This is a genomic window from Bacillus sp. OTU2372 (assembly GCF_038440275.1).
Classification (GTDB): Bacteria; Bacillota; Bacilli; order Bacillales; family Cytobacillaceae; genus Neobacillus; species Neobacillus bataviensis_B.
Genome location: NZ_JASATK010000036.1, coordinates 1 through 25,244 on the forward strand (window position 1 = coordinate 1; position 25,244 = coordinate 25,244).

At 37.5% G+C, this 25,244-nt stretch carries 27 protein-coding genes, 12 tRNA genes and 1 pseudogene; 33 read left to right on the plus strand and 7 right to left on the minus strand.

From position 1 onward, the window contains the following. The first annotated feature begins 25 nt into the window (after nucleotides 1-25). The 13 genes and pseudogenes from AAHB15_RS27805 to AAHB15_RS30345 form a co-directional block, all read left to right on the plus strand. Nucleotides 26-99 (plus strand) — tRNA-Met (locus AAHB15_RS27805). A gap of 3 nt (nucleotides 100-102) precedes the next feature. Then, nucleotides 103-179 (plus strand) — tRNA-Asp (locus AAHB15_RS27810). A 50-nt stretch (nucleotides 180-229) separates the two neighbouring features. Continuing rightward, a tRNA-Phe gene (locus AAHB15_RS27815) sits at nucleotides 230-305 on the plus strand. Between the two features lie 31 nt (nucleotides 306-336). Then, nucleotides 337-421, plus strand: a tRNA-Tyr gene (locus AAHB15_RS27820). Between the two features lie 4 nt (nucleotides 422-425). Continuing rightward, nucleotides 426-499: transfer RNA gene (locus AAHB15_RS27825), tRNA-Trp, on the plus strand. 14 nt (nucleotides 500-513) lie between these two features. Next, nucleotides 514-589 (plus strand) — tRNA-His (locus AAHB15_RS27830). A 24-nt stretch (nucleotides 590-613) separates the two neighbouring features. Further along, a tRNA-Gln gene (locus AAHB15_RS27835) sits at nucleotides 614-688 on the plus strand. Between the two features lie 7 nt (nucleotides 689-695). Next, nucleotides 696-769 (plus strand) — tRNA-Cys (locus tag AAHB15_RS27840). Nucleotides 770-781: 12 nt separating this feature from the next. Beyond that, nucleotides 782-855: transfer RNA gene (locus AAHB15_RS27845), tRNA-Gly, on the plus strand. 7 nt (nucleotides 856-862) lie between these two features. Beyond that, nucleotides 863-939: transfer RNA gene (locus AAHB15_RS27850), tRNA-Ile, on the plus strand. A 17-nt stretch (nucleotides 940-956) separates the two neighbouring features. After that, nucleotides 957-1,031 (plus strand) — tRNA-Asn (locus AAHB15_RS27855). A gap of 111 nt (nucleotides 1,032-1,142) precedes the next feature. Further along, nucleotides 1,143-1,216, plus strand: a tRNA-Arg gene (locus tag AAHB15_RS27860). Nucleotides 1,217-1,691: 475 nt separating this feature from the next. Beyond that, nucleotides 1,692-1,766, plus strand: a pseudogene (locus tag AAHB15_RS30345) (nucleotidyltransferase domain-containing protein); the annotation flags it as partial. Between the two features lie 99 nt (nucleotides 1,767-1,865). Here AAHB15_RS30345 and AAHB15_RS27865 read toward each other — a convergent pair. Both AAHB15_RS27865 and AAHB15_RS27870 read right to left on the minus strand, forming a co-directional pair. Next, nucleotides 1,866-2,303, minus strand: coding sequence for a VOC family protein (locus AAHB15_RS27865; RefSeq protein ID WP_342043749.1), 438 nt, complete (start codon nucleotides 2,301-2,303; stop codon nucleotides 1,866-1,868). A 307-nt stretch (nucleotides 2,304-2,610) separates the two neighbouring features. Continuing rightward, a complete protein-coding gene (locus AAHB15_RS27870; RefSeq protein ID WP_335574740.1) occupies nucleotides 2,611-3,450 on the minus strand; it encodes a DUF2935 domain-containing protein in 840 nt (279 codons plus the stop codon). Nucleotides 3,451-3,765: 315 nt separating this feature from the next. On the opposite strand from AAHB15_RS27870, the gene AAHB15_RS27875 reads away from it, so the two are divergent. Next, complete coding sequence (locus tag AAHB15_RS27875) at nucleotides 3,766-3,954, plus strand: hypothetical protein (RefSeq protein WP_342043750.1); 189 nt, start codon at nucleotides 3,766-3,768, stop codon at nucleotides 3,952-3,954. Nucleotides 3,955-4,048: 94 nt separating this feature from the next. Here the strand turns inward: AAHB15_RS27875 and AAHB15_RS27880 are convergent, their stop codons facing one another. Further along, nucleotides 4,049-4,540, minus strand: a complete 492-nt coding sequence (locus tag AAHB15_RS27880) for an RrF2 family transcriptional regulator (protein WP_342043751.1) — start codon at nucleotides 4,538-4,540, stop codon at nucleotides 4,049-4,051. Nucleotides 4,541-4,745: 205 nt separating this feature from the next. Here AAHB15_RS27880 and AAHB15_RS27885 point away from each other — a divergent pair, with 205 nt between their 5' ends. Together AAHB15_RS27885 and AAHB15_RS27890 are read left to right on the plus strand one after the other, a co-directional pair. Continuing rightward, a complete protein-coding gene (locus AAHB15_RS27885; protein WP_342043752.1) occupies nucleotides 4,746-5,399 on the plus strand; it encodes an FMN-dependent NADH-azoreductase in 654 nt (217 codons plus the stop codon). A gap of 29 nt (nucleotides 5,400-5,428) precedes the next feature. Beyond that, nucleotides 5,429-5,872: a carboxymuconolactone decarboxylase family protein gene (locus AAHB15_RS27890; protein ID WP_335574737.1), complete on the plus strand. Its 444-nt coding sequence runs from the start codon at nucleotides 5,429-5,431 to the stop codon at nucleotides 5,870-5,872. Between the two features lie 589 nt (nucleotides 5,873-6,461). On the opposite strand, the gene AAHB15_RS27895 is transcribed toward AAHB15_RS27890, so the two are convergent. After that, a complete protein-coding gene (locus AAHB15_RS27895) occupies nucleotides 6,462-7,091 on the minus strand; it encodes a homoserine/threonine efflux transporter (RefSeq protein ID WP_342043753.1) in 630 nt (209 codons plus the stop codon). A 141-nt stretch (nucleotides 7,092-7,232) separates the two neighbouring features. On the opposite strand from AAHB15_RS27895, the gene AAHB15_RS27900 reads away from it, so the two are divergent. The 12 genes from AAHB15_RS27900 (at nucleotide 7,233) to AAHB15_RS27955 (ending at nucleotide 18,802) form a co-directional block, all read left to right on the plus strand. After that, entirely contained in the window at nucleotides 7,233-8,060 is an 828-nt protein-coding gene (locus AAHB15_RS27900; protein ID WP_342043754.1) for a TrmB family transcriptional regulator, read from the plus strand. Between the two features lie 456 nt (nucleotides 8,061-8,516). After that, nucleotides 8,517-11,291, plus strand: a complete 2,775-nt coding sequence (locus AAHB15_RS27905; protein ID WP_342043755.1) for a sigma 54-interacting transcriptional regulator — start codon at nucleotides 8,517-8,519, stop codon at nucleotides 11,289-11,291. An 87-nt stretch (nucleotides 11,292-11,378) separates the two neighbouring features. Continuing rightward, on the plus strand, nucleotides 11,379-11,819 hold the full coding sequence (locus AAHB15_RS27910) for a PTS sugar transporter subunit IIA (RefSeq protein ID WP_342043756.1): 441 nt from the start codon (nucleotides 11,379-11,381) through the stop codon (nucleotides 11,817-11,819). After that, the gene (locus AAHB15_RS27915; RefSeq protein WP_342043757.1) at nucleotides 11,797-12,273 is read left to right on the plus strand and encodes a PTS sugar transporter subunit IIB; all 477 of its coding nucleotides are present in this window, start codon (nucleotides 11,797-11,799) and stop codon (nucleotides 12,271-12,273) included. The genes AAHB15_RS27910 and AAHB15_RS27915 overlap by 23 nt, the downstream gene beginning before the upstream one ends. Nucleotides 12,274-12,297: 24 nt before the next feature. Beyond that, the gene (locus AAHB15_RS27920; protein ID WP_342043758.1) at nucleotides 12,298-13,092 is read left to right on the plus strand and encodes a PTS mannose/fructose/sorbose/N-acetylgalactosamine transporter subunit IIC; all 795 of its coding nucleotides are present in this window, start codon (nucleotides 12,298-12,300) and stop codon (nucleotides 13,090-13,092) included. Continuing rightward, the gene (locus AAHB15_RS27925; RefSeq protein ID WP_342043759.1) at nucleotides 13,085-13,894 is read left to right on the plus strand and encodes a PTS system mannose/fructose/sorbose family transporter subunit IID; all 810 of its coding nucleotides are present in this window, start codon (nucleotides 13,085-13,087) and stop codon (nucleotides 13,892-13,894) included. Before AAHB15_RS27920 ends, AAHB15_RS27925 begins: the two co-directional genes overlap by 8 nt. A gap of 18 nt (nucleotides 13,895-13,912) precedes the next feature. Further along, nucleotides 13,913-14,965 (plus strand): SIS domain-containing protein, encoded by a 1,053-nt coding sequence (locus AAHB15_RS27930; protein WP_342043760.1) that lies wholly within the window; start codon nucleotides 13,913-13,915, stop codon nucleotides 14,963-14,965. A 283-nt stretch (nucleotides 14,966-15,248) separates the two neighbouring features. Further along, a complete protein-coding gene (locus tag AAHB15_RS27935) occupies nucleotides 15,249-15,890 on the plus strand; it encodes a helix-turn-helix domain-containing protein (RefSeq protein ID WP_335574729.1) in 642 nt (213 codons plus the stop codon). Nucleotides 15,891-15,926: 36 nt separating this feature from the next. After that, nucleotides 15,927-16,859, plus strand: coding sequence for an LCP family protein (locus AAHB15_RS27940; RefSeq protein ID WP_342043761.1), 933 nt, complete (start codon nucleotides 15,927-15,929; stop codon nucleotides 16,857-16,859). Nucleotides 16,860-16,904: 45 nt separating this feature from the next. Further along, nucleotides 16,905-17,654 (plus strand): twin-arginine translocase subunit TatC, encoded by a 750-nt coding sequence (gene tatC / locus AAHB15_RS27945; protein ID WP_342043762.1) that lies wholly within the window; start codon nucleotides 16,905-16,907, stop codon nucleotides 17,652-17,654. Between the two features lie 182 nt (nucleotides 17,655-17,836). Further along, complete coding sequence (gene ytaF / locus AAHB15_RS27950; protein WP_342043763.1) at nucleotides 17,837-18,442, plus strand: sporulation membrane protein YtaF; 606 nt, start codon at nucleotides 17,837-17,839, stop codon at nucleotides 18,440-18,442. Between the two features lie 234 nt (nucleotides 18,443-18,676). Beyond that, nucleotides 18,677-18,802 carry a hypothetical protein gene (locus AAHB15_RS27955; protein WP_342043764.1) on the plus strand — a complete coding sequence of 42 codons (126 nt, stop codon included), beginning with the start codon at nucleotides 18,677-18,679 and terminating at the stop codon, nucleotides 18,800-18,802. Nucleotides 18,803-19,111: 309 nt separating this feature from the next. On the opposite strand, the gene AAHB15_RS27960 is transcribed toward AAHB15_RS27955, so the two are convergent. Further along, nucleotides 19,112-20,743 (minus strand): SWIM zinc finger family protein, encoded by a 1,632-nt coding sequence (locus AAHB15_RS27960; RefSeq protein WP_335574725.1) that lies wholly within the window; start codon nucleotides 20,741-20,743, stop codon nucleotides 19,112-19,114. Between the two features lie 206 nt (nucleotides 20,744-20,949). On the opposite strand from AAHB15_RS27960, the gene AAHB15_RS27965 reads away from it, so the two are divergent. From AAHB15_RS27965 to AAHB15_RS27980, 4 genes are all read left to right on the plus strand, one after another. Then, nucleotides 20,950-21,084: a hypothetical protein gene (locus tag AAHB15_RS27965; protein ID WP_342043765.1), complete on the plus strand. Its 135-nt coding sequence runs from the start codon at nucleotides 20,950-20,952 to the stop codon at nucleotides 21,082-21,084. A 489-nt stretch (nucleotides 21,085-21,573) separates the two neighbouring features. After that, entirely contained in the window at nucleotides 21,574-21,762 is a 189-nt protein-coding gene (locus tag AAHB15_RS27970; RefSeq protein WP_098532512.1) for a DUF2187 family protein, read from the plus strand. Nucleotides 21,763-21,917: 155 nt separating this feature from the next. After that, nucleotides 21,918-22,154, plus strand: a complete 237-nt coding sequence (locus AAHB15_RS27975; protein ID WP_335574723.1) for a hypothetical protein — start codon at nucleotides 21,918-21,920, stop codon at nucleotides 22,152-22,154. A gap of 235 nt (nucleotides 22,155-22,389) precedes the next feature. Further along, nucleotides 22,390-23,157: an SH3 domain-containing protein gene (locus AAHB15_RS27980; RefSeq protein ID WP_342043766.1), complete on the plus strand. Its 768-nt coding sequence runs from the start codon at nucleotides 22,390-22,392 to the stop codon at nucleotides 23,155-23,157. Nucleotides 23,158-23,178: 21 nt separating this feature from the next. On the opposite strand, the gene AAHB15_RS27985 is transcribed toward AAHB15_RS27980, so the two are convergent. Continuing rightward, nucleotides 23,179-23,457 carry a hypothetical protein gene (locus AAHB15_RS27985; RefSeq protein WP_335574721.1) on the minus strand — a complete coding sequence of 93 codons (279 nt, stop codon included), beginning with the start codon at nucleotides 23,455-23,457 and terminating at the stop codon, nucleotides 23,179-23,181. Nucleotides 23,458-23,700: 243 nt separating this feature from the next. After that, nucleotides 23,701-24,252, minus strand: a complete 552-nt coding sequence (locus AAHB15_RS27990; RefSeq protein WP_335574720.1) for a MerR family transcriptional regulator — start codon at nucleotides 24,250-24,252, stop codon at nucleotides 23,701-23,703. A gap of 296 nt (nucleotides 24,253-24,548) precedes the next feature. Here AAHB15_RS27990 and AAHB15_RS27995 point away from each other — a divergent pair, with 296 nt between their 5' ends. Continuing rightward, nucleotides 24,549-24,914 carry a putative zinc-binding protein gene (locus AAHB15_RS27995; protein WP_342043767.1) on the plus strand — a complete coding sequence of 122 codons (366 nt, stop codon included), beginning with the start codon at nucleotides 24,549-24,551 and terminating at the stop codon, nucleotides 24,912-24,914. Nucleotides 24,915-25,244 lie beyond the last annotated feature (330 nt).

Below are 25,244 nucleotides of genomic sequence, written 5' to 3' on the forward strand. Positions count from 1 at the left end.
CTCCAAACTTAATAATTTTTACTATCGCGGGGTGGAGCAGTCTGGTAGCTCGTCGGGCTCATAACCCGAAGGTCGTAGGTTCAAATCCTGCCCCCGCAATATGGTCCGGTAGTTCAGTTGGTTAGAATGCCTGCCTGTCACGCAGGAGGTCGCGGGTTCGAGTCCCGTCCGGACCGCCATTTTTATCCCAGTAGGTTAACTCTACTGTTGATATATATATAGATTGTGTGGCTCAGTAGCTCAGTCGGTAGAGCAAAGGACTGAAAATCCTTGTGTCGGCGGTTCGATTCCGTCCTGAGCCACCATTACATTTAATGCTGTACTAATCCTATATTTGGAGGGGTAGCGAAGTGGCTAAACGCGGCGGACTGTAAATCCGCTCCCTCAGGGTTCGGCGGTTCGAATCCGTCCCCCTCCACCATTTTAGGGGTATAGTTTAAAGGTAGAACGAAGGTCTCCAAAACCTTTGGTGTGGGTTCAATTCCTACTACCCCTGCCAGAGAAAAGAATATGGCGGTTGTGGCGAAGTGGTTAACGCATCGGATTGTGGTTCCGACATTCGTGGGTTCGATTCCCATCAGCCGCCCCATTTTATTTTTTTTAAAAAAACTATTGGGCTATAGCCAAGCGGTAAGGCATCGCACTTTGACTGCGACATGCGTTGGTTCAAATCCAGCTAGCCCAGCCATTTTTAAGGCAGCATAGCCAAGTGGTAAGGCAGAGGTCTGCAAAACCTTTATCCCCGGTTCAAATCCGGGTGTTGCCTCCAAATCTTTATATTGCGGGTGTAGTTTACTGGTAAAACCTCAGCCTTCCAAGCTGATGTAGTGGGTTCGATTCCCATCACCCGCTCCACCAATATGGGCCTATAGCTCAGCTGGTTAGAGCGCACGCCTGATAAGCGTGAGGTCGATGGTTCGAGTCCATTTAGGCCCACCATAATAATATATTTTTGTTCCGCAGTAGCTCAGTGGTAGAGCAATCGGCTGTTAACCGATCGGTCGTAGGTTCGAGTCCTACCTGCGGAGCCATTTTTTTTTTATGGAGAAGTACTTAAGAGGCTGAAGAAGCGCCCCTGCTAAGAGTGTAGGTCGGGTAACCGGCGCGAGGGTTCAAATTCCTATTTCCACCATTCATATAATGCGCCTTTAGCTCAGCTGGATAGAGCATACGCCTTCTAAGCGTACGGTCAGAGGTTCGAATCCTCTAAGGCGCGTAAAAAAATTAAAAGGTATAAAAGCGCTTATATAAGCGCTTTTTTTGTACTTTTTTAACTTAGCCATCCCTAATTTATCTATTATTTTCATTATCTTATTATAAAACAAAAAGGAATCTGATTTGTTACCACAAGAAAGATTGTGTAGTGTTTTACTTAAAGTGGGGGGTTCTTTATTTACATAAGAGTAAAGCATTTTTTGTTGATCCACTAACGTCTCAGTTATATATAGTATCCGTTTCAAATCATTGATATGGTGCAGAATAGTTTTATTCCTTATACAATTGTCCGTACAGCTTGTTCCACGGCTTTGTTGACTCTTTGTTTTTGTCAAAGCCTGTTTTTAAGAGATATTTTATCCCAGGAAACATCAAATTTCAAAGCGCGGATGTAGGTGAATTCGCCAATCATTTAATTAGTTTAATCAATAAACCTCTTTAATGGCAGGATTTAATAAAACGTGGGGCATTGTTCTGAAACTGGTATTCCTTATCTAAATCCAGAAATTGCCCTTTTATATAAGGTGAAAAATATAAGAAAGGACCATCAAGCCTGTTGTGACCGTCTAGTTAAATGACTTGGTTTTTGCTAATTTAGAGACACTTAAATGGAAATTAGAATCTAAATCATTTAAAGTCCCATTCGATATTTATCTGATTTTTTCCGCCAACTCTAAAATAATTCCCTCAGGACCACGAACGTAGCATAACTTATAACTTTCTTCATATTGCTGTATCTCACTAAAGATTTCTGTGCCCTTCTTTTTCAATTTTGCAACAATAGCTTCAATATCTTCAACAGCAAAGCAAATATGTCGGATACCCAGCGTATTTGCAAAAGGTTGCTGATTATCTTTTTCATCTGACGGCGTATAAAATTTGACTAGCTCTATCCATGCCTGACCATCTGGCATCCCCAATCCTACACATGCCGTTTTAACATCATTAAGCCCAACTATTCTGTCCAACTGTTCTCCATCCAATTCCCATTCCGCTTGCACTTCAAGTCCTAAATCAAGAAAAAACGCTTTAGCCTCTGAAAGATCATTTACGTTTATACTCACATGATCTATTCTATTGATCTTCATTTCTCATACCTCCTATGTTCCTGTTATTTCAATACCTGTATTCGTTTAAGGCTTGTTTGTAGTTCTAATTCGCTTAAAACAGAAAATATCCTTCTGCAACAAACCTGCCAAGTTAGTGGAACAAGAAAAAGGAGCCGCAACTACAACTCCTTGTTTCGCTCAAGCACCCTTTACTTTAAGTGCAACTCATCACAATCTTGTAAATATTAATAAAAAAAGAGCTGCCGACGCAACTCGAGATTTAATTCAAGCACCCATGTTTTATTAACTCAACATGCACATTCTTTAACTTTTTCTGTTATCTAGGTTATCGAGTACCGCCTGTAAGATGTGCGTCAAACATATCAATGATTTCAAGGAACCTATCGGCTTCCCTGAAAACATGGTCTGCTAATAGAGGATGAATAATGCTTTTTATTTTGCATTGCTCAATTAAATCACGGGCTGTTTTCTTGAAGTCCCTAAGAGATGCGACCGACACCCGATTTTGATCAAGGAATTGATCTAAAAGAGGAACTGTTTGAGATTGTGGCTTCATAGATTCTAAGTCCCTTGCTTGATACAGTAATTGATCAAAATCATTGCTGAAATTCCGTGCTAGATCAACTAGTTTTCTTTCTGAGGGATCAAGAAGATGACCAATAAATTTGGCATGGTCTGCCATAATCCTTAAGAAGAAGACATTTTCTTTAATAATGGCATCTGGAAGCGCTTGTAATTTTCCTTCATTTAATTCAATTAATCGTTTTCTAAAGTAATTAGCCTCCCTACTTGTATGGTCAACTAATAGTGGGAAATTATTTTGCCCCGGTAATTTGCATGTGAGAATTAGTCCTAATACTTTCCGTTTAAATACGAAAATATTAGTTGCAGCTTGTTGTACCTCTGAATTAAATCTTCTTATTTGTTCGGGGTCTGTTTGATTATTAAAGGAGTGCGCAGTTTGTTCGATGTGTTCAAATAAGCGATAAAATTGATTAGCCTCTTGAATTAGTTGAGTATCTTCAGCTCTAAAACCCAATCGAAGAAATAAAGAATGTTCTTTCATGATCCTAGCCCAAAAACGAATTTCATTTAAAGAACGCTCAACAAACAATCCAGATGTAACACCTGTATCAGCATGCAAAGATGTATGATCCCCGTTCATTATCTAACCTCCCCGAAATAATCCCTTTGCTCTATTCATATTGACAAAGTAAATTGAATATGCCTTAAAGCAAAAGCTCCGTATTACTTTTGAAAATTATGAATAGAGAGGACTATCTTTGTTCTGCCTATGATTATCGTTAAAAAAATCTTTATTTCCACCAATTAAACTGCAACCATTAGCTCAAAAAAAGTCAAAATGAGCTCTGATCCTCAACTCATGCAACCGAGTAAGAAAAAGTACGTTTCTAACTGGAAAAAAGTGTACCAATTTATCAAGCAAAATTGTTTCATCTCTTTCAGAGGTCACAACTGTATGATAATAAAGGACTATCTCGCTAATGAGAAGAAACAATGGCTTCGATATGCGATAGAATTGAACGAATCAGAACATAAGTGGCTTCAATTTTTTGATAAATTAAAGGTGCCTGAGCGAAAGAAAGGAGCAGTCGTTTTGGAAGCTTTTCTTGTTGAAGTAACGGGGTTAGTTGAAGAGTGGTTCTAGTTATTATAGAAAATTGAACGATGGGTTTTCCTTGAAAATAAACAAAAAAACCTCTCTAAATTCCTGTTAATTAGGAATTTCACGAGAGGTTTTTTTATATGTTGATCTTCGAAAAATATTTCCGAGTATCTTTACGTATTTGTATAGGTAAGACACGATCAAGCTCTTCATTTAACCATGCCAGTGTTTTACTACGCAAGTATTCACGCATTTTTTCTTCCGCAGACAGCATAACTAAATTGATGGTGCAAGAGGAGGGAACTGAACAGCAGTTTTCTCTATACAAATATCCATTGTCTTTGATATTTTTACACTGGAAAATAGGTTTAGGACCTTCAACTGCTTCAATTACATCCCAAAAGGAAATATCTTCTGGGGACATCGATAACCTGTATCCTCCCTTTACACCAGGTACAGAACTTACAATGCCAGCCTTAGATAATTTACCAAAAACTTTTGAAAGAAATGTTTCAGAAAGTCCTTGGAATTCTGCCAAATCCTTTATCCCAACACTTTCATTGGAAGGAACATCAATTAAATAAACTAGACAATGTAAAGCATATTCAACTCCGACACTATACTGCAATATAAACTCACCTGCTTTTGATTTTAAAGGTTATCATTTTTATCTTAGGAATATTTAGAGTGTTAGTCAAATAAAAGCAATCTTTTTTGGGTAAATCATATTCATTTGACAAAAATAATTACAATGTATATTATAGACTATGCTAATCGACGATTAATATAGTCTATAATTGTATCCTGAAATTCAACTTAAAGGGGAAATACAAATGAACAAAACACTAATTATTAACGCACATCCAAAAACAGATGATACTTCTTCAGTTAGCTTGCAAGTTTTTAACCACTTTTTGAAAGCTTATAAAGGATTAATTCATGATAGCGAAGTAATTGAACAGATTAACTTGTACAGTGATGTAGTGCCGATGATAGATAAAACGGTTTTAAGTGCATGGGAACAACAAAAAAAAGAACAGGAGCTAACTAGCCAAGAACAAAAAGTAACGGAGCGTATGTCCGAGATCTTGCAACAATTTAAAAGTGCAAATACGTACGTCATCGTTTTACCTTTGCATAATTTTAATATTCCATCAAAGTTAAAAGATTATATGGACAATATCATGATCGCACGCGAAACTTTTAAATATACTGAAAATGGCTCAGTGGGTCTACTTAAAGACGGACGAAGAATGCTTGTCATACAAGCAAGCGGAGCAATCTATACCAATAATGATTGGTATACAGAAGTTGATTACTCTAATAAATACCTGAAGTCAATGTTCAATTTCCTTGGTATTGAAAATTATCAAATCATTCGGGCACAAGGAACTGCTTTACTAGAACCAAATGAAGTATTACAAAAAGCATATAAAGAAGCTGAAGAAGCTGCTTCAAGATTAGCAACTAAATTAATACTGTCTTAAAGGAAAAGAAATATAAGGAGGTAATTAAATTGGAACAACGAGTTGATTATTACAATGTAGCACCAGAAGCACTTAAAATCATGATGGAAATGGAGAAGTATACGAAAACAACAGGTATAGACCGTAATCTTCGTGAACTTATCAAAATTCGAGCTTCTCAAATAAATGGTTGTGCATATTGTCTTAACATGCATTCAGCTGATGCTAGAAAAATGGGAGAAACGGAAAAACGAATATATTGTATTAGTGCTTGGAGAGAGTGCACATTTTACACAGATGCAGAAAAGGTAGCTCTTGAGTTGACAGAGTACGTGACTTTAATCCCGACAAAACGTGTACCTGATGAACTTTATCAGAGAGTACGTGAACATTTTGACGAGAGACAATATGTTGATCTTATACTAATAATCAATCAAATAAACAGTTGGAATAGAATCTCTATATCAATGGGTAATATCGCAACTGAAAAATAATTACTCACAACAAACATCTATGTCACAAGTTGTAACGGTGGGCGGGGGGTGGTTGTCCCCCACCTCTTACAACCCGTACTTACCTTTAGGTATAGGGCGGTTTAACTATAATAGTTCAATTAGGGAAGCAGAAGAAGGAGCTAAGAGGTTTGATAACTAAAATTTAATTAGGAGAGTAAAATGACCAAGCCAAAATTATGGACAAAAAATTTCATTAGTAGTGCAATCGCGAATTTTCTTACCTTTACTACATTTTACTATTTACTAGTTTCTTTACCGATATATGCTTTGAGCATTTGCAACAATTAGCGCATAAAGCCGAGTCCATTAGTGGAGTAAAACAATCAGGCAATGCTATTATTACGGCATTTGTATATTTCCATAATCCATATTTTGCAGACCGTTGGGATAATGAGTTTTATAAGGAAATGTTTGAAGATGTATGGAGGTTAGTTGCTAATAAGCTCCCAAATGTTTTTAGTTAAACAATAATGTTAGTTGCATGTTTGAAGCAATTGAGGACAAAAAAGAAAAACCGTTCAGTTGTCTGAACGGAGAAAGTTGAATTAGGAGTATTAATAAATGAAATTTAAATCGCTGTTTTAATGCCAAAACCTACTAACATTAAGCCAGTTGATTTTTGGAATACTTTCTGGAATTTGGAGTTATTCAACCATTTTTTTGCGTAATCAATTACATAAACAAGGGTTAGAAACCACAATACAGCAAGTAAAGTAAGGATGGATGCTAACACAATCAATTGCTGATTTACATTTCCGTTCAAATCGATAAAATGAGGCATGATAGTTATATAAACCAAAACAGTCTTTGGATTAAGAACATTACTTAGTAATGCTTGCATAAAGGACTCTTTATTATGCCGACTTGAAGAATTGGCAGGTGTATTCGCTTGTGCTTTAATTTCCTCTAAAGAAAACACACTTTTAGCAAAAAAACTTTTTATACCCAAATAAATTAAGTAAGCAGCTCCCAAATATTTGATTGTACTAAAAAGAATTACAGACTTTGCAATGACAACAGATAATCCAAGAATAGCAATAAGCGTCCAAAAAGAAAGTCCCGTTGCCATTCCGAGAACCGTATAACGTCCAGCTTTTGGACCATATCTGAGCGTGTTTTTCACCAGAAGCATAGTATCTGCTCCTGGTATAACAACCATCATTGCAGCAATTGAAATGTATGTTAGTAAGCTCTCCATGTTGTTTCTCCCTTCCTTTTTTAATAGTGACTACCAAAGTAACTACTTATATGAGTATATCAGAAGCATTTGGAAATAATCAACAGATTTTGATAAAATATTAGTTACTAAGGTAGCGACTAATATTATGTTGGAGGGTTTATGAAAGAAATCATTTTTGAAACATTAAAGAATCTAAATTTTACCGAATATGAAGCGAAAGCGTATCTTACCTTATTGGAGGAATCTCCATTAACTGGATATGCAGTAGCGAAAAATTCTGGTGTACCACGTTCAAGAATATATGAAGTTCTAGATAGTCTCGCCATACGAGGAGATATTCTGGTTAGTCCTGGAAACACGCCACAGTATACTCCTGTTCCTGCAAAGGAGCTAATTAAAAACCGCCGGAGGGAAGCAGAAGAGAATTTTGAACTGGCAGAAAAATCATTAGCGGAGTTCGAACGTTCTGCAAATGACCGTGAAAATATCTGGAATATCACGGGACGCAATGAAATAATCGATAAGGTAAAAGATTGTATATTATCTGCAAAAAAAAGAATTCTCTTAGAGGTTTGGAAAGAGGAATTTGAAGAATTGGAGTCTGAACTAAGGCAGGCAGCAAAAAGAGGGGTCAACGTAACAATTATTGCTTATGGGGAAATCGCCTCTGATTTTGCTAATGCTTACCTTCATTATATGGGTCATGAAATTACAGAAGAGTATGGTGGACGATGGATTGTTATTAGTGCAGATGATTCAGAAGTAGTAGCAGGTATTGTCTCGCTGGGGAAAGATAGCCGTGCAGCATGGACAAGGCATGTAGGTTTAGTCATGCCAATTACAGAAGTCATGATTCATGATTTGTATCTTATGGAAATTATGGAGAAACATAGAGAACTTTTAGAGGGAAGTTTTGGGAAAAACCTCGTGAATTTACGCCATAAATTCTCTATTCACCCAGATTTTAAAAAACATTATGTAAAATAAATATAGTTAAACAAGGAACTTGAAAGATTTCCACTAACTTCACCCCTGATATATTACCAATTTTAGATAATATTATCGATAACTGGTTTTCTAATAATTATCAAGAAAAGTATATACATATTGGAATGGGAAGAGGACGATTATAGTTCTTGATTCCCCCCTAACAGCGGAACAAGGAGATAGTAAAGCAATTAATAAAATTAGTGCTGTTACGAGCGCAGCCAGGTAGAAAAATAGCAGGTCCCTTTTATAAAAAAGCATCGTTTGCCGTTAGGAGAATGGCAAGCGATGCTTAATCTCCCTGCGTTTCCCCCAACGCCCATCTATGCAAGCAAACCCTCTCAAGAAATTCTTCTAAAAAATAACTCAAAAAATTTCAGGATTTCTGTATAATAAAAGCAAATTATTTAAAATTTCAATCTATTAGTACAATCAATCTACAGAGGAGGAGGAGCCTTGAATTCAGAGATTGTAGTATACATGAAAGACGTAACCTCACAATTTTCCTTTAAAAACGGAATAAAGCTGGAACCGTATCAAACAGAGACAATCGCTAATTCTTTTGGTATGGATCGGTCTCGGGCAAGCAGACTTTTAAATGAGTTAGTCAAGAAAAGCATCCTTTTGAAAGTGAACACACGACCTGTTTGTTTCTTACATAAAGAGACATTGGAAAAAGAGTACGGAGGCTTAAATCATCATCAATATGATAGCTTTGAAACATTAAAAAGCGAAGTGTATACCGATCACTCCGAGGATCTATTTAAAAGCTTGATTGGATATGAAAAAAGTTTAAAGGAGCCGGTTGAGCAAATTAAAACCGCGATTTTCTATCCAGATAATGGTCTGCCTTTGATGCTCCTCGGACCTACGGGGGTAGGGAAGACCTTCCTCGCAAAATTGATCTATGATTATACACGGATGAAAAAAATCATTGGAGATCATGCTCCGTTTTACGTCTTTAACTGTGCCCAATATGCCAATAATCCGGAGTTATTATCTAGTTTCCTATTTGGACACACCAAAGGATCGTTTACGGGCGCTGTTAAGGACCAAATTGGACTAATTGAACAGGCTGACCAAGGGATTTTATTTTTAGATGAAGTCCACCGGCTGAATAAAGAAGGTCAAGAAAAATTATTTACCTTTATGGATCAAGGAACGTTTACACGTCTGGGGGAAACAGATGTGCTCAGAAAATCGAAGGTACGCTTAATTTTTGCAACCACGGAAAGCTTATCTGTCTTCTTAGATACGTTCCTAAGAAGAATTCCCATTACTGTGAATGTACCAAGCCTGGAAAACCGGGGACAGGATGAAAAATGCCAGTTTATCCACTACTTCTTTATGGAAGAGAGTAAACTACTTGGAGTCCCGATTGAAGTAACAAATAAAACACTAGATATTCTAGATAAGTACCATTTTGTTGGGAATATCGGTGAATGCAAAAATATCATCAAGTACACCTGCGGCTTTGCCCTTACAAAAAAAACAAAGCTGATGGACAAAATCCATGTAACCTTACAGGACCTGCCAAAAAAAATATATCAAAGTTCACCTCACTTATTTGACCATTACGCATCAAAGGAAGGCAGCGTAGTATTTTTTCCAGAAAGTAAACAATTCCTCAGTCATGTGAATGAAATGAAGATTAACCTGATTGAACAAACCTTTCAAAATTGCTTAAACTATTTTCAGAAATTAGATAAGAGTAACTGGCCTGAAAAAGTCTTCATGGAGAAATGTACAGAAGAAATAACGGTTATGATGGACAAGCTGATTTTTGAAAGACCAAACGAGTTTAATAATTTAATGATGGAATATACCGTTTCGTCTTTACAGGATATCTTCAGGTATCTGGAAGTGAACTACAATGTTAAATATGATGGCAATAGTGTCTATACCTTATCCTCCTACCTGTTTTTCAAATCCAATCCGTTTAGTTTAACGAAACACGAAGACATTTTATCGAAAAAAATGCTCCAGTATCTGAGGGAACACTTCAAAATGGAGTACTCGATTCTTACAAAGTTGATGTCCTATTTTGAAAGGAAAATGGACCTTCATCTCTATCTTGAAGACATCATCATCATGGTCCTATTTTTATGCAAAGCAAAAATAATCCAAACGGATAACCGTGTCAAAGCGATGATTATTGCCCATGGATATGCTACAGCCAGTAGTATTGCAAACGTATGTAACAGGCTGCTCGGGGTAAATGTGTTTGATTCCATTGATATGCCTGTTGAGTCTACGGTTCTCGATATTACGAAAAAAATGCTTCAGTACATGGAGGATAATGATACCGCAAGTGGTTTAGTCGTCCTTGTCGATATGGGCTCATTAAATTTTATCCATGACAAAATAAAGGATTCGATTGATGGACCGATGCTTTTTATTGATCAGGTCTCTACTTCCTTTGCATTAGAAATCGGAAATTATTTGCTGCAGGGGAAAACAGTCGAAGAAATGGTCCAGCCACTAAAGCAATATGTCCAGCCAAACATTAATCTCTATTATCCGGCTAAAAATAAGGAATACGCGATTGTAACCTCTTGTTTTACCGGGATCGGTACAGCTACCCAAATACAAGAATTACTGATAGAAAGTATTGGAGATTTATTGAATATTAAGGTGGTTGCCCATGATTTTGAACGATTGAAAAAGAATGGGATGAATGAGGCACCGCTTAGGCTCTATGATGTCTTAGCGATTGTCGGCACTGCCAACCCTAAAGTGGAGGGAATCAATTTTATCTCATTAGAGGATATTATCTCAGGCAAAGGCGAAGCGGATGTGGTTCGTATTTTTGGGAAAATTGCTGATGCTGAAACCATTCGAAAAGTAAATGACAAGATTATCATGAATTTCTCGCTCAGCCGGGTCATCGATTCACTGACGATTTTAGACACAGAAAAAGTGATCCGCCAAGTCGAAAAGGGAATCATCCAACTTGAAAACCAAATGAGACAAAAGCTCTCTAACGACAAAAAGATTGCGTTATTTGTCCATGTGAGCTGCATGATTGAGCGCTTAATTAGGAAGGCGCCGATCACGGAGTACCCGAATCAAAAAGTATTCGAGCAAAAGCACACAAAAGAAATTAAGATGATCCAAAATGCCTTCAGTGTGCTTGAAGATAAATATAGTGTGCAAATCACACTTCCGGAGATCGGTTATATTTTTAATATTATTGAGGCTAAAACGTTGCGGCAGAAGGAGTTTATTTAGAGGATTTTCTATTTTTAAATAAGCATGTCACTAGTTGGCATGCTTTTTGCATTATAAAAGAGCGAACATCAAAAAGGAGGATGTGGGATGAAACATTTTTTAATTGCCACGCACGGGGAGTTATCCAAAGCATTCATAGAAACAGTGGAGTTAATAGCTGGTCAGACAGCAAATGTTTCTTACTTTAGGATGACGAAGATGAAATCGGGCGATTCGGCAAAGGAGGAATTGAGACAGATCTTAACATCGAAAAAGGGGGAAGAACATTTTATCGTTTTGACGGATGTGTTTGGAGGCAGCGTAACAAATATTTGTACCGAATTATTACTGGAACTAAATGATTTTGATATTATCTCAGGCTTAAATTTACCAATGATGCTCACGATGATTTTAGCAGGTGAGGAGCAAAGCATTGCCGCTACGATCGAAGAGGGTATCCAGGCGGCCAAAGACGGCATTATTCATGTTAATAAATTACTAGAAGCACAGAAGGGAAGTTTGGTGGATGATCTCATTATTACGGATTGATGACCGCTTAATACACGGACAGGTAGCCTATGGCTGGACAGCATCGCTTGGGGTGAATGTCATTCTTGTCGTAAACGATGAAGCTCAAAAAGACCAGATGAAAGCAATGGCTCTCAACCTAGCGAAGCCCGCCAATGTGAATCTATATATTCGCGGTGTTGAGGAATCGGGAGAGATCGTCCAAAAGTTCGCAGCCTCACAAAAAAATAAGGTTTTAGTCCTCGTGAAAAATACGGATGATGCGTTAGCACTTGTAAAAACTTCCGGAGGAGCCCTAAAGGAGATTAATGTGGGCGGATTGCGTTATTCAGAAGGAAAGAGGAAGCTAACCGATTTAGTAGCTGTCGATGAACAGGATCTCGCCAACTTTAAAGAAATGATGGAGCAAGGTGTTGAACTGGAATTTAGAATGCTGCCGCGCGATAAGAAAAAGGGCTTAAAAGACTTACTATAAAAAAATATAAAGGCGGGGGTTAAGATGTTAGCTCAGGCAATTATGTTAGGAATCATTGCCGGAATTTGTATTTTGGATAGCAGGATATTTGGGGTCTTAATGTTAGAACGTCCGTTAGTTACAGGTCTACTGGTAGGGTTGGTGCTTGGCGACGTCAAGCAGGGTGTCATTATTGGCGCACAATTGGAACTGATTTGGATGGGGATTGCCGGGATTGGCGCAGCAACACCTCCGGACGTGGTTACAGGCGGAATTCTAGGAACAGCTTTTGCCATCCTATCAGGTCAAGGTGCAGAAGTAGCGTTAGTACTTGCGGTTCCAATCGCCGTCTTAGCACAGTCGTTAGGTGTATTAGTAAGGATCGTTAATGGTTACTTTTTGCATAAGGCTGATAAATATGCTGCAAAGGCTGATTTCCGTGGTGTGACACTAATGATGTGGATTCCACCGGTACTATTCTTCCTAAGCGTATTTGTTCCAACCTTCTTAGCCATTATGTTAGGGGCAGAAGAAGTAAAAGCGTTAGTCAACGCCGTACCGGAAACCATTCTTGGCGGATTAAAAGTAGCTGGAAATCTATTACCTGCTGTCGGATTTGCGTTACTACTCGACATGTTGTTTTCAAAGAAATTGGGCGTTTATTTCTTCTTAGGATTCTTGGGTGCATCTTACTTAGGATTAAATATAACAGCGATTGCGTTATTCGGTGCTTGTATTGCGGTTATCGTTAATTTACTCATAAATAACCAAACGAAAGACGGTCAGGCTAATGATGTGAACTACAATAATCTAACGCAAGGAGAGATCGACTTTGACTAGTGAAAAGAAGGTTACGAAAAAAGAATTGCGCCAGGTTTTTTGGAGATCATTTGCCCTGCAGGGTGCATTTAACTATGAGCGGATGCAGAATTTAGGATACGCCTACGCGATGATTCCTGTTATTAAAAAATTGTATGACAATCATGATGATCAGATAAAAGCACTCAACCGCCACTTAGAAATTTTTAATACTACACCGGCTATCGGAACGACGATTATGGGGATTTCAGCCGCACTTGAGGAACAAAACGCGAATGACCCTTACTTTGACTCGAATTCAATTAGTGCGGTAAAGGCATCATTAATGGGACCGCTGGCCGGGATTGGTGACTCGCTATTTTGGGGGACCTTCCGTGTGATTGCGGCCGGTATCGGGATTTCACTTGCAACCGCCGGAAACATTTTTGGACCCATCTTATTCTTACTACTTTATAATATCCCTCATTTGTTTGTACGGGTTGCCGGTTTAAAACTTGGCTACAGTGTTGGGGTTAATTCATTGGAAAGAATCCAAAAAGAAGGCCTAATGGAAAAAATCATGGCAATGACGACCACAGTCGGGCTGGTCGTAGTCGGGGGAATGGTCGCGACGATGCTAAATGTCACCACCCCGCTCAAATTTAATATTAACGGAGCAAAAGTAGTCGTCCAAGATATCTTAAATCAAATTTTCCCTAATATGCTTCCATTATTAGTGACCTTCGCCGTATATGGATTAATGAAAAAGAAAGTCAGCATTACAAAACTTACTCTAGGAATTATCGCATTTGGTATCTTAGTTCACTGGGCTAAAATTTTATAATAAAAGGAGATTATAATCATGAGAATTGAAGATTACATGCAAGAAACACCAGTAAAAATGAAGGAAATCATTCAAAAGGCAGATCAGCTATTCGCTGAGGTGAGAACAAAGGAAATTAACCGTATTGTGGTGACTGGTTCAGGAACCAGCTTTCACTCTGGACTTCAAACGCAAAAATTAATTCAGCATTTTGCAGGAGTTCTAGTTGATGCATACTATCCATTTGCGATAAACACTGAGACCTTTATTGGAGATTCTTCGAAAACCTTGGTAATCGGTATATCCCAAGGTGGAAGCAGCTATTCTACCTATAATGCTATGAAAATAGCAAAAGAGTCTGGTTGTATGACAGCCTCGATGGCTGGTCAAGTAGATGCATTAATCGACGAAGTAGCTGATTTTATCCTGACTGTACAATGTGGTGAAGAAACGGCTGGTGCAAAGACAAAAGGTTTCTATTGTACGAAGTTAAATCTCACTTTGCTTGCTCTTCAGTTGGCACGTGAAACTGGTAAACTATCAGCCGATGACTATGCGAAGGAAATTAACGATTTAGAAAAGACAACAGATCAGTTCTTGAAAACCTATGATGCAGCCCTTCAATGGATTGAGATGAATAAAGAAAAGTTGTCTCAAGCGAAGGATATTCGCGTGGTTGGTACAAGTGAAATTTACGGTGATACATTAGAGAGTGCATTGAAATTACTTGAAACGATGCGTATTCCGGTGACTGGCTATGAGTTTGAGGAGTTTGTTCATGGCATCTATAATGCAGTAAATCAGGATTCTACTATTATCATTCTGGATACAGGTGTAGAGAAGCGGGTTGAAAAATTGATTGAGGTGCTATCCGGTTGGACAGAGAATATTTATGTGATTGGCCGTGATGTTAAGGAAAGTCCGCAAAATATGAAAGCGGAGTTCATTAATCATCCATTTTATAAAACCTATGAATATATCATTCCTGTTCAATTAATCTGTGCTCAAATTCCGCCGTTAAGAGGAGTGGATCCAAGTATCCCGAAGGATCCTAGGTTCCACCAGAAATTGGAAAGTAAAAAAATTAGTTAGTTTTCTATTGGAGGTACTAGGCCCGGGGGCTTGGTACCTTTTTTGTCAAATAGTAAAGGATCATTTCGATGGTTTCTGGAAGATGCACTTAGACCTTTTCCCTTCTCCCTATGAAATAATGGCAATAAGTAGAGCAAAAGGCTTTGACAACCAAAATCGAATGTTGACAAATTGTCAACGAATATATATATTTCTTAGGAGGACTTTTTAATTTCCTTTGAAATATTCCATATTAATAGTTTCATAAGTATTTGTTAAATAAAGAATGGAAAGGTAAGCAAAAATGTCAGATGAAAAAATAGATAATAAACTTGGTTGGTTTTTAAAGAGATTGTTAAAAGAACGTTCGTTATCCATGCGAAAGTTTAGTGAGCTTACTGGTATAGACACAGCCACGATCTCAAGGATTGTAAACGGCAAACGTAAGGCGAATACGGGTCATTTACAAAAATTTGCTGAACATTTAAATGTCCCTCTATCAGAGTTATTTGTGATTGCAGGTTATTCAATGAAACAAGAGGGATTACAACAATCCGATATTCTCAAGTCTGTTCAAAGTATTCAAAATTTACTTGAATCCTCAAATATAATAGATAATCAATTTAGTATTGTTAGTGTGGAGCGTCAATTAGCTCATTATGAACAATATGCACAAACTGAAGAGGGAAAAGGAAATATTCTTAATAATTTTGGTGAAAAGCTGAAGAAAATTGCCAGCATTGGTCCATTTATAAGTCAGCTTAAAGACTTGTATGAGAAATTCCGTTTGAATAGGGGAACATCACGAGAACTTGCGATAATAGGAAGTGCACTAATCTATTTTATTGTATCAGTGGATGTCATTCCAGATTACATATTTCCAATCGGTTATATTGATGATGCTATGGCAATCCAAATTGTAACTAATTTATTGAATGTAAAGTAAAAGACTTAATTTACAATAATACCTGGAAGGTGTTTTATGGAAAGAGCGGGCAGGAGAAGAAAAGTAAGATGGAAAAGGGTTATTTCGTTATTATTTATTTTAATGGTTGCAGGCGTGAGTGCTTATACAGTTTATCAATATAAACAAGGTGTATCGCTGGCGACAGACGGCAAATTTAAAGATGATGGAAAAGCAGCCAGTGCTTTTCAAGGGGAGGAAGTAAAGTTTGGCAGAATCAATGTGCTCCTCTTGGGAAGTGATTCACGTGGGGAAGAACACGCAAGAACCGATTCAATCATGATTGCCCATTATGATCAGGAAACCCATCAATCAAAGTTGATTTCTATTATGAGAGATACTTATGTCAATATACCAGGACACGGTGAGCAAAAAATAAATGCAGCGTATGCTTACGGTGGACCAGAGCTCCTTAGACAAACTATAAAAGAAAATTTTAATATTGATATAAATTACTATGCAGTTGTGGATTTTGAAGGGTTTTCTAAAGTCGCAGATATAATTGCACCAGATGGAATTGAAGTGGATGTTCCTCATGAAATGACGTATGGAATTGGAACAACCATAAACGCTGGCAAACAAAGTTTACATGGTGATAAATTATTAGGATATGTCCGCTTCAGACATGATAAATTAAGTGATTTTGGTCGCGTTCAAAGACAGCAGGAAGTCATTAGAAAGTTGAAGGACGAGGCTTTGAGTATGGGGAGCATTATAAAACTTCCCAAAATTTTAGGTGTTCTTAATCCTTACGTTGATACCAATATGGATACAGCTACTTTATTCTCAGTGGGAAAAGACCTGCTTACTAATAAATCAAATGACATGAAATCAATGCGTATTCCTGTCAATGGGTCATTTACGAATGAAAAATATGATGGTGTAGGTGCAGTGCTAAGTATCAACCTTAATGAAAATAGGACAGCATTAAATGAGTTTTTATCATCGTAATAAAGATGGAAAAGATAATACATTTCTTACAGGCAGGCGTGGCACGTGATGGATAAAGAACTGAATTTTGTTGAGCATCTTGATGAATTGCGAAAAAGATTAATTATTTCTGCGGTTGCTTTCATTTTATTTCTTGTTTTAGGACTCGTTTATGTGAAAAATATATATCTTTTTTTCATGGGTGATTTAGGATACAAGTTAATGATTTTGGGACCAAGTGATATTATGTGGATTTATTTTCACATTGCCACAGTTGTTGCGGTAGCTGGGACTATCCCAGTGGCTGCATGGCAAATCTGGCTATTTGTCAAACCAGCCTTAAAACCATTGGAAAGAAGAGTTACATTAGCGTATATACCTGCTATGTTTTTTCTCTTTGTAGGGGGATTGGCATTTGGTTATTATTTTATTTTTCCAAATATCATGCGGTTTCTCATTAATTTGGGCAAGGATTTAATGACCACCTCTTTTACAGCAGATAAATATTTTAGTTTTTTAATTAATATGACTTTACCTTTTGGGGTAGCTTTTGAAATGCCACTTGTCTCCATGTTTTTAACCACTTTAGGTCTGGTTAATCCCTACAAGATAGTTAAACTAAGAAAATATACTTATTTAATACTAGTATTAATTGCATCCATGATTTCACCGCCAGAATTTATTTCTCACATTTCAGTGGCTATACCACTAATATTGTTGTATGAAATCAGCATTTTGTTATCTAAAATAGTTTATAGACAAAAACAAATTCCTGCTCTAAATGTTGATGAAAAGAGGGACAATCATATTTATTAGCATTTTATAAAAATGAAAATAGTTATTAATTAAAAAGGGACTCAAATTGAGTTCTTTTTTTTGTCTTAATGGATTCTGTAGGGTAGGGACAAATACTTTCTTTTAACATATTTAAAACCATTTGAATATATAAATACACATAAAGAACGACTTAGACCAATGGAAACCATAGGAGGAAAAATATGCACCTTTTATCTGTTTTATTAATTGGTATTGCCTCCAATCTTGATAATTTAGGAATAAGTGTTTCATATGGATTAAGATCAACACGAATTCCGTTTATTTCTAACTTGATTATCGGCATCATTTCTATGTTATGTGCTTATTTTTCAATAATAGCAGGAAGATTGATTTCAGCTTTTATCTCTATCCAAATTGCCAATCTGGTAGGAGGATTAATAATCATTTGCATTGGAATTAAATGCATACTGGAATCCTTATTTGAAAAAAATGAGACGGGTGAAGTGAAAATTGATTCAAATTATTCACAAGTGATAACTCATCCCGATTTAGCGGATGTAAATGATGATCAAGTTATCTCATTAAAAGAGTCGATTTTTTTAGGATTTGCGTTAGCTATAAATTGCCTGGCGATGGGACTAGGGGCAGGAATAACAGGAGTTTCTCCAGCTTTAACAACATTTTCGATTGGATTGTTTTCGGTTATATCCATTTGGTGTGGATTAAAACTTGGGAATAAGATTTGTGGGAAGAACATTGGCAAATACTCAAATATTGTGGCGGGGTTCCTGTTAATAATGATAGGTGTTTATGAAATGATTGTCTAAAGAAAAGTGAAGCCCAAAAGCCAAACAATTTATCCAGCCGGATGCTCAAAAAAGTGCGATGGTGTCTTCACATATTCAAGTGTTTAAACAGCGGAATAAGGAGATAGTGAAGCAGTTATTAAAAATAAAGTGTTTTGTGAATTGAGTTAGGGTGAATTGTGCCCGTGAAATAGAAAAAGTTATGGCGGTACGGTTACAATAAAGAAATAATTGTGCCCGTAGAAGGGAAAAGTCATGGCGGTACGGTCGCAAAAAGAAATAATTGTGCCCGTGGAAGGAAAAAGTCATGGCGGTACGGTTGCAAAAATAAATAATTGTGCCCGTGAAATAGAAAAAGTTATGGCGGTACGGTTACAATAAAGAAATAATTGTGCCCGTGGAAGGAAAAAGTCATGGCGGTACGGTTGCAAAAATAAATAATTGTGCCCGTGGAAGGAAAAAGTCATGGCGGTATGGTCACAAAAATAAATAATTGTGCCCGTGGAAGGAAAAAGTCATGGCGGTACGGTCACAAAAATAAATAATTGTGCCCGTAGCAAGAAGAAACCATGGCGATACGGTCACAAAAAAAGAATATTTGTGCCTATAGAAGGAAAAGGTCATGCAGGTTGGGGCAAAAAAAGCCAGTGACCACCGAAAAAATACCGGATAGCCCACTGGCAACCTTTTTTAAACATCCACCAACTTACTCCGCCGGCACTCCTCATGAAAAGCACGCAATCGTTTCGTCCGATCCATTAGCGTCTCCAGAAAATACTCCCAATCATCCACACGCTTCAACTTCTTATACAACGTCCGCAGCTTCTTCAAATGCCGCACCGCCATCTTATAGCTCGACCGGTTCTTCTGATCAATCTCCCGCTGCGCCGTCTGATGAAGCATCCCCAGCAGCACCTCAGGCCGCTCCTTCTCAATCACCTTCAAGCGATCCTTCGGCAAATCATAAAAATCCAGCCCAACAAACGCCTGAAGCTCGCCCCAGCGATCATATTGCTTGCGCTCAAACAACAAATACTCATACTCCCCAAAACTATATGGCAGCATCACAAGCAAAGCGCGCTCATACAAATCGAACCGCTCATTCTCTCCACAATAATTGGTCACACTTTTTATCGCACTTCGGGCAAACGTCACACAGCTATGATAACCGCCTAACGCCGCCAAATACGCCTTCACTTTTTGCAAAAATAACTCAATCAAAACTCCAACCCGGCGCCACGCCTTCAAAACGGACAAATACTCAATCCAATAAAGCAGATAAGGAACAATCTCCTCATCGGTAAACTGGCCGATCAGCTTCAGCGCCGCCTCATCATTCCCGATGAGCAGATTCAGATGAACCCCGGCCACCATCAGTACCAGCGGACTCTCCCAATCCTGAAGCCCTTTCAGTGCGGCCTCAATCTTCGTCAACTCAGCCTCACGCCAAGCCTTTTTTTTGAAAAATACCACCCACAAATGCCGGTACAAATGAATCCGCTCAAGCTCCAACCCATTCGCACACCGCAAGAGGTCAAACGCATCATCCTTCAGCCGCTCAATAAACTCATCAAACGCAAATGGCAGCGACTGTACGCCAATTTTAATAGCGAGTTCTTCCGCATCATCTAACAAATTGTGAAATAAGTGAAGATAGGCACGCCTTACCGTATCCTCATCATGCCCAAGAGATTCACTTAGCGCCGCCAGTTTTCGGAATGACACCACAATCGCAACCATTTCATATAGCAACCGCCATTCTTGCTCAACTGGCGCGCCCGCATGGATACGCCGCTCATAAATCCCGTACAACTCTGGAATCACATAAGGGCTCGTATACTTTTTCGATCCAAGCAGCGTGTCAAAGCTCACCTCAAACGACTGCACCCAACGGCTGTAGTCTGGCTTCAAGATACCGTTCGCCTTAATCAAATCCTTGGCTGTCTGCATGCCCCAGTCGGAAGCCTCCTTCTGCTCGCGTGCAGGCTCTCGCCACGCTGTTACCCAGTCCCCAACACTGCCAAACTTGGAAAAAGCAGCGAAAAAGGTCGCAATCTGATGGCGGCAAAAGCCCTCACCAGGACACGAACACGTACTCATCGAAGCGAACACCAAATCGAGCTTCACATAGCAAGGCGTCACGTCTTGGACGGTAGACGTGATTTTATCATTAAATATTTGTAATTGCTTCACCACCCCTTGGCGGTACAGCATTAATCCCTTTTGGACAAGCTTCGCATCCTCTGTATCTGTGGGAACGAGCATCTCCCGAACTTGTTCCTCAAAATATTCCATTTGTTCACTAGCAGGTGTGGACTCCAAGGCCGCAACCTCCTTTTAAAAAAATCCATATTCCTCTATTATAACCAAAAATTCAAGATTAGGTAATTCGTCTATATTCACACAAACCAAGTTTTGTTAATTTTTGAATGAAGCTCGTAGGGGAGAACACTAGAAATAATGAAAAATCCCACCTTTATGGTGGGATTAGTTAGATTTAACTGAATTTGATTCTTAGAGATTATAAAGTGGAAAAAATCGCTGTATTAACTCGTTGTTTGGCAGATGAAATTAGTTTTACACTTATTCGATTGAACTCCATTGCCAGTATCTTCAAATGGCTGGCGATTCTATACGCAAGAGAAATTACCGTAACAATCTGATTGAGAAGTAGACTCGAGGGAATGTTGCACAACATGATGCTTGATTTGAATGAAAGTGGTTAGCTCCATAGGGGAGATATGGAAAAAATGAGCTATTACCCTTCCATTAATCTGTTTCTGCATAAGCTTCTATTGTTGAGTCTCTGCACTCCCAGCATTCCACTCGATTCCTTTCCATAATCGCTAATTCTTCTCCACATTTAATACAAATATCCATTAACAATTCCTCCTTCTGTGTTTTTTGTAAACCTCCAACTTTATAATATATATAAGTTGTTAGAGTAATTATAACACAAAATATTCAGATAATAAATATTAATTAAGTTACAAAAATTGCAGTTATATCACAATACCATGGGTCGTTAAATGACAAACTTTACTTTTCTATTAAAAAAGACAAAAACAATAGCATGGAATAATTGTTTTTATTAGAATGGGGTCAAATCAAGATTCTTTAGTGGAATTAATTTCATTTGGAGGGGGATTCATATGTTATTCAAAGCCAAAAAGAAAGCAGAAATAGGCGACCGTATCTTTTTTAAAAATGGAGTCAAAGGGATCGTTGAGAAGGTTTATGATAATTCTGTGATTACGAAGATAACTGAAAATAATACCGAATTGGAGTTTAAAGAAAATATAACAGTCATTGCACACAAAAATTATAAAGTTTTGGCATAGATGTGCTGGATAGTCTTAAAAGGCTATCCAGTTTTTATTACCCAAGCTTTTTTTTACCAGGAGAAAAGGCTTATTTTAAAAAAAACGAAGAAGAAAAAAGGAAATAGACAATTATCCGAGAACTTAATTTGTATTAATAATAAGGAGTGTGCGAATTGGAAAAAATCCATTTTTTAGTAAGTGAATTTTTCTTTAGTATAGCCTTATGTGTTGTTGCTCTGTTTTTCGCCTTAAGATCCGATGTTTTTTCAATAACAGTTGTTTTTTTAGGTTTGATTGCTGGGTCCTTGATTGATATCAATTTACGTTCTATTTATAAAAATAAGTCGGTTAAAATTAGCGGGTATCTTGAACATAAACAAAGAGTTGCTGAAAAAGAGACAAGTGTGTAATTTTCTTCAATGAATGAGTATTAAGATTTAAAGAAAGGCTGCCACATAATGGCAGCTTTTCCTATTGAGTAATGGTTTCATTCCTGACAGAAGCATGAGAACCGTCCCCATGCTCCAAAATGTTACAAAACTATTAAAAAATTTACAAATTCATTTATAATTCTAGTATTCTCTCTATTTTAACTTTGTAGTTGCTATAATGGAAAAAAAGAGAAATGCTGGAGGATACATACATATGAGGAAAATAATCAGTATGGCAGCTGCTGCATTTATTGGGTTTGGACTTTTTACGGCATCGGCTGAAGCGGCTACCGTTGTCAATGCAAATGTATTGAATGTACGTCAAAGTCCCGCTACGAGCTCTCTCATCATTGGAAAAGTAACAAATGGTCAGGCATTGGACGTGAAGAGTCGTCAGAATGGCTGGCTAAAGATTAGTTATAAAGGTAAAATCGGTTATATAAGCTCACAATATACAAAAGAAACAAGCACGACATCTAGTGGAACTGCAACTAGCGGAACTTATTACGTCAATGCCACTTCTCTGAATGTACGTTCCGGAGCTGGTACGAATTACGCCTCGATTGGCAAACTAAATAGGGGACAAGCTGTCAGCGTAAAACGTGACCTTGGAAACGGCTGGTATCAAATTAGTTTTAATGGCCGAACAGGTTATGTAAGTAAGCAATTTATAGTTAAAACCGCTGTAAAAGCAGCAGCAGAGTTCATTGTTGAAGCAACGGCTTATACACCGCTGGAATCCTCTAGTGGAATGACGGCTGCAGGCTACAATATTCGTAAAAATCCAAACATGAAGCTGATTGCGGTAGATCCGAAAGTAATCCCGATCGGTACCAAAGTCTGGGTAGAAGGCTATGGAGAAGCGATTGCAGGCGATACAGGTGGCGCAATTAAAGGAAGAAAAATTGATGTACTTTTTCCTACTGTAAAACAAGCACTTCAATGGGGCCGTAAAAATGTAAAAGTAAGAATATTAGACTAAGGTCGAAGCGCGGGGACGGTTCTATTGCTTCTTTGGAAGCAGGAGAACCGTCCCCGCGCTTCCCGTCATGATTAACATAAGAATTAAAATACCACCGCTTATGTAGTATTGAAAATTAGGTTTATATCCAAAGCTATCAAAAATAAAAAAAGAAAAGATGAACAAAAAAGATAAAAACAGCTCAAAAATAAATGTAAGGATAAAAAATACTAGATAGGGAATAACCACCTCTTTATTAGATACGTGTCGTAATGTTAAGCCCTCCCAACATAAATCTGCTAATTTATTTATTTTCCTCATTTTTACCACCTCTATTAATCCTCATATTTCACTTCTCAGTTTTGACAATATTATTAGTTTCATAACATTAAATTATTATTTTTTAACTGATGGTTGAGGCAGTGTGAAGGCATTATTGAAAACGACTAATATATAAATATGAAATAACTCGTCAAAAAAGAGCATTGCTCACGAAAGCAATGCTCTTATCTTTTAAGGGATTTATTTAATTTATAGTATGCTAAGATTTCGGCGATGTCGATCTCATTTCCACCACATCCACCATTTCTTCTGACTGGCGGCTGCAATCTGCATTCTTGTTTCTTCCTCTATTTTACTTCGTTCTACCACCCATTGCTCTGTACGTTTTACATAATTTAAAATTTGATTAAGTTTTTCTTCTAGAGAAGCTTCCCGTATAGCCTTTTCCTTCAAATGTACGAGTAAATCTAAGTTTACTTGCTCCAAATGTTCGATACGGCCTAATAGCTCGTCATGGTTACAATCCTGCTTGATATCCTGGTCATTAGTCGTCTCTAACGGTACTGCTTCCGTAACAGTTTCCGTACTATCTTTTTCAGAAACAATTGTCATCACAGATATAGCTGCCTGTTCTAAAGGCACACCGTCTTGCTTACTGAATTCTATTAATTGGCGGAGAGTATTAACATCTTTATCAAAATAGCCTCTGTGTCCTTTCGTATTACGGTGAATAGGATACCCATGGCCTTCCAAGAGGGTGGCATACTTCCGTAAAGTACTGCTATCTATTCCGAGCAAGTCTTGGACGTTTTTAGGTGAATATATTTCACTCAAAACATTACACCTCCGCTAGAAACTTTTAAATATACTATTTTTACTTTGGGCTAGATAAAGCCATTATAACAAAGAAAATTTTTAAAATTTGTCGAACTAATAGAGAGTAACCTATTTTTAAAAGGAATGTTAACTAGACTTAATAAAAGAACTAGACTCTCCCTTCCTTTTTTGAATTGATTGAAAAGTGACATTATTCACGGATATTAAATAACAAATCAATTAGAATGAATTTTAGTTATTAAGTTAAGGTTGTTTCATTAAAAACACCTAATCAAAAGAAGGGGGATAAAACGGTGAAAAAAAATGACTTACCGATTGTGTATTCATGCTCTGGATGTTCATCAGCCGCACAAACTGCTAACATGATTGCAATAAAAATGGATCGAGTAAAATTAGCTGAAATGTCCTGTATTGCTGGTGTCGGGGGAGATGTCAAACCACTTGTCAGAACAGCAAAGTCAGGAAGAGATATCGTTGCAATTGATGGTTGTCCCTTATCCTGTTGCAAAAGTTCTTTAGCAAGACATGAAGTTCAGCCCAAACATCATTTTGTGCTTTCTGACTTTGATGTACCAAAGATAAATGGTAAAGACCCTGACCATGCCCTGTATATAAGTGTATACCAACGTATTTTGGAACTTATTAATAATCCATCTTAATCGTTGATTGTATTTCTGAACAACATTATGGGACCGAGAAAGAAAACACAATAAAGAATAAAGTAATAGAGCCTGAAATATGCAAGTTCGTATGCACTTCTTGTATATTTTGGCTCTTTTTTCATTCAAAAAATAAATTGCCAACAACATTTTGGATTGCCGAAGCACACTATTAATTTAACATGTGCAATTTTAACTATTTTTAATTAAGTAGGTAGGACTTAACTGGACAGAGTGATGTAAGGTTTAAAGCGCCACAGGTATTATTATTACTTACATTGAAATATTAATATGAATTGACTTGATTTAAGAAGGGCAGTTGCCTATTGT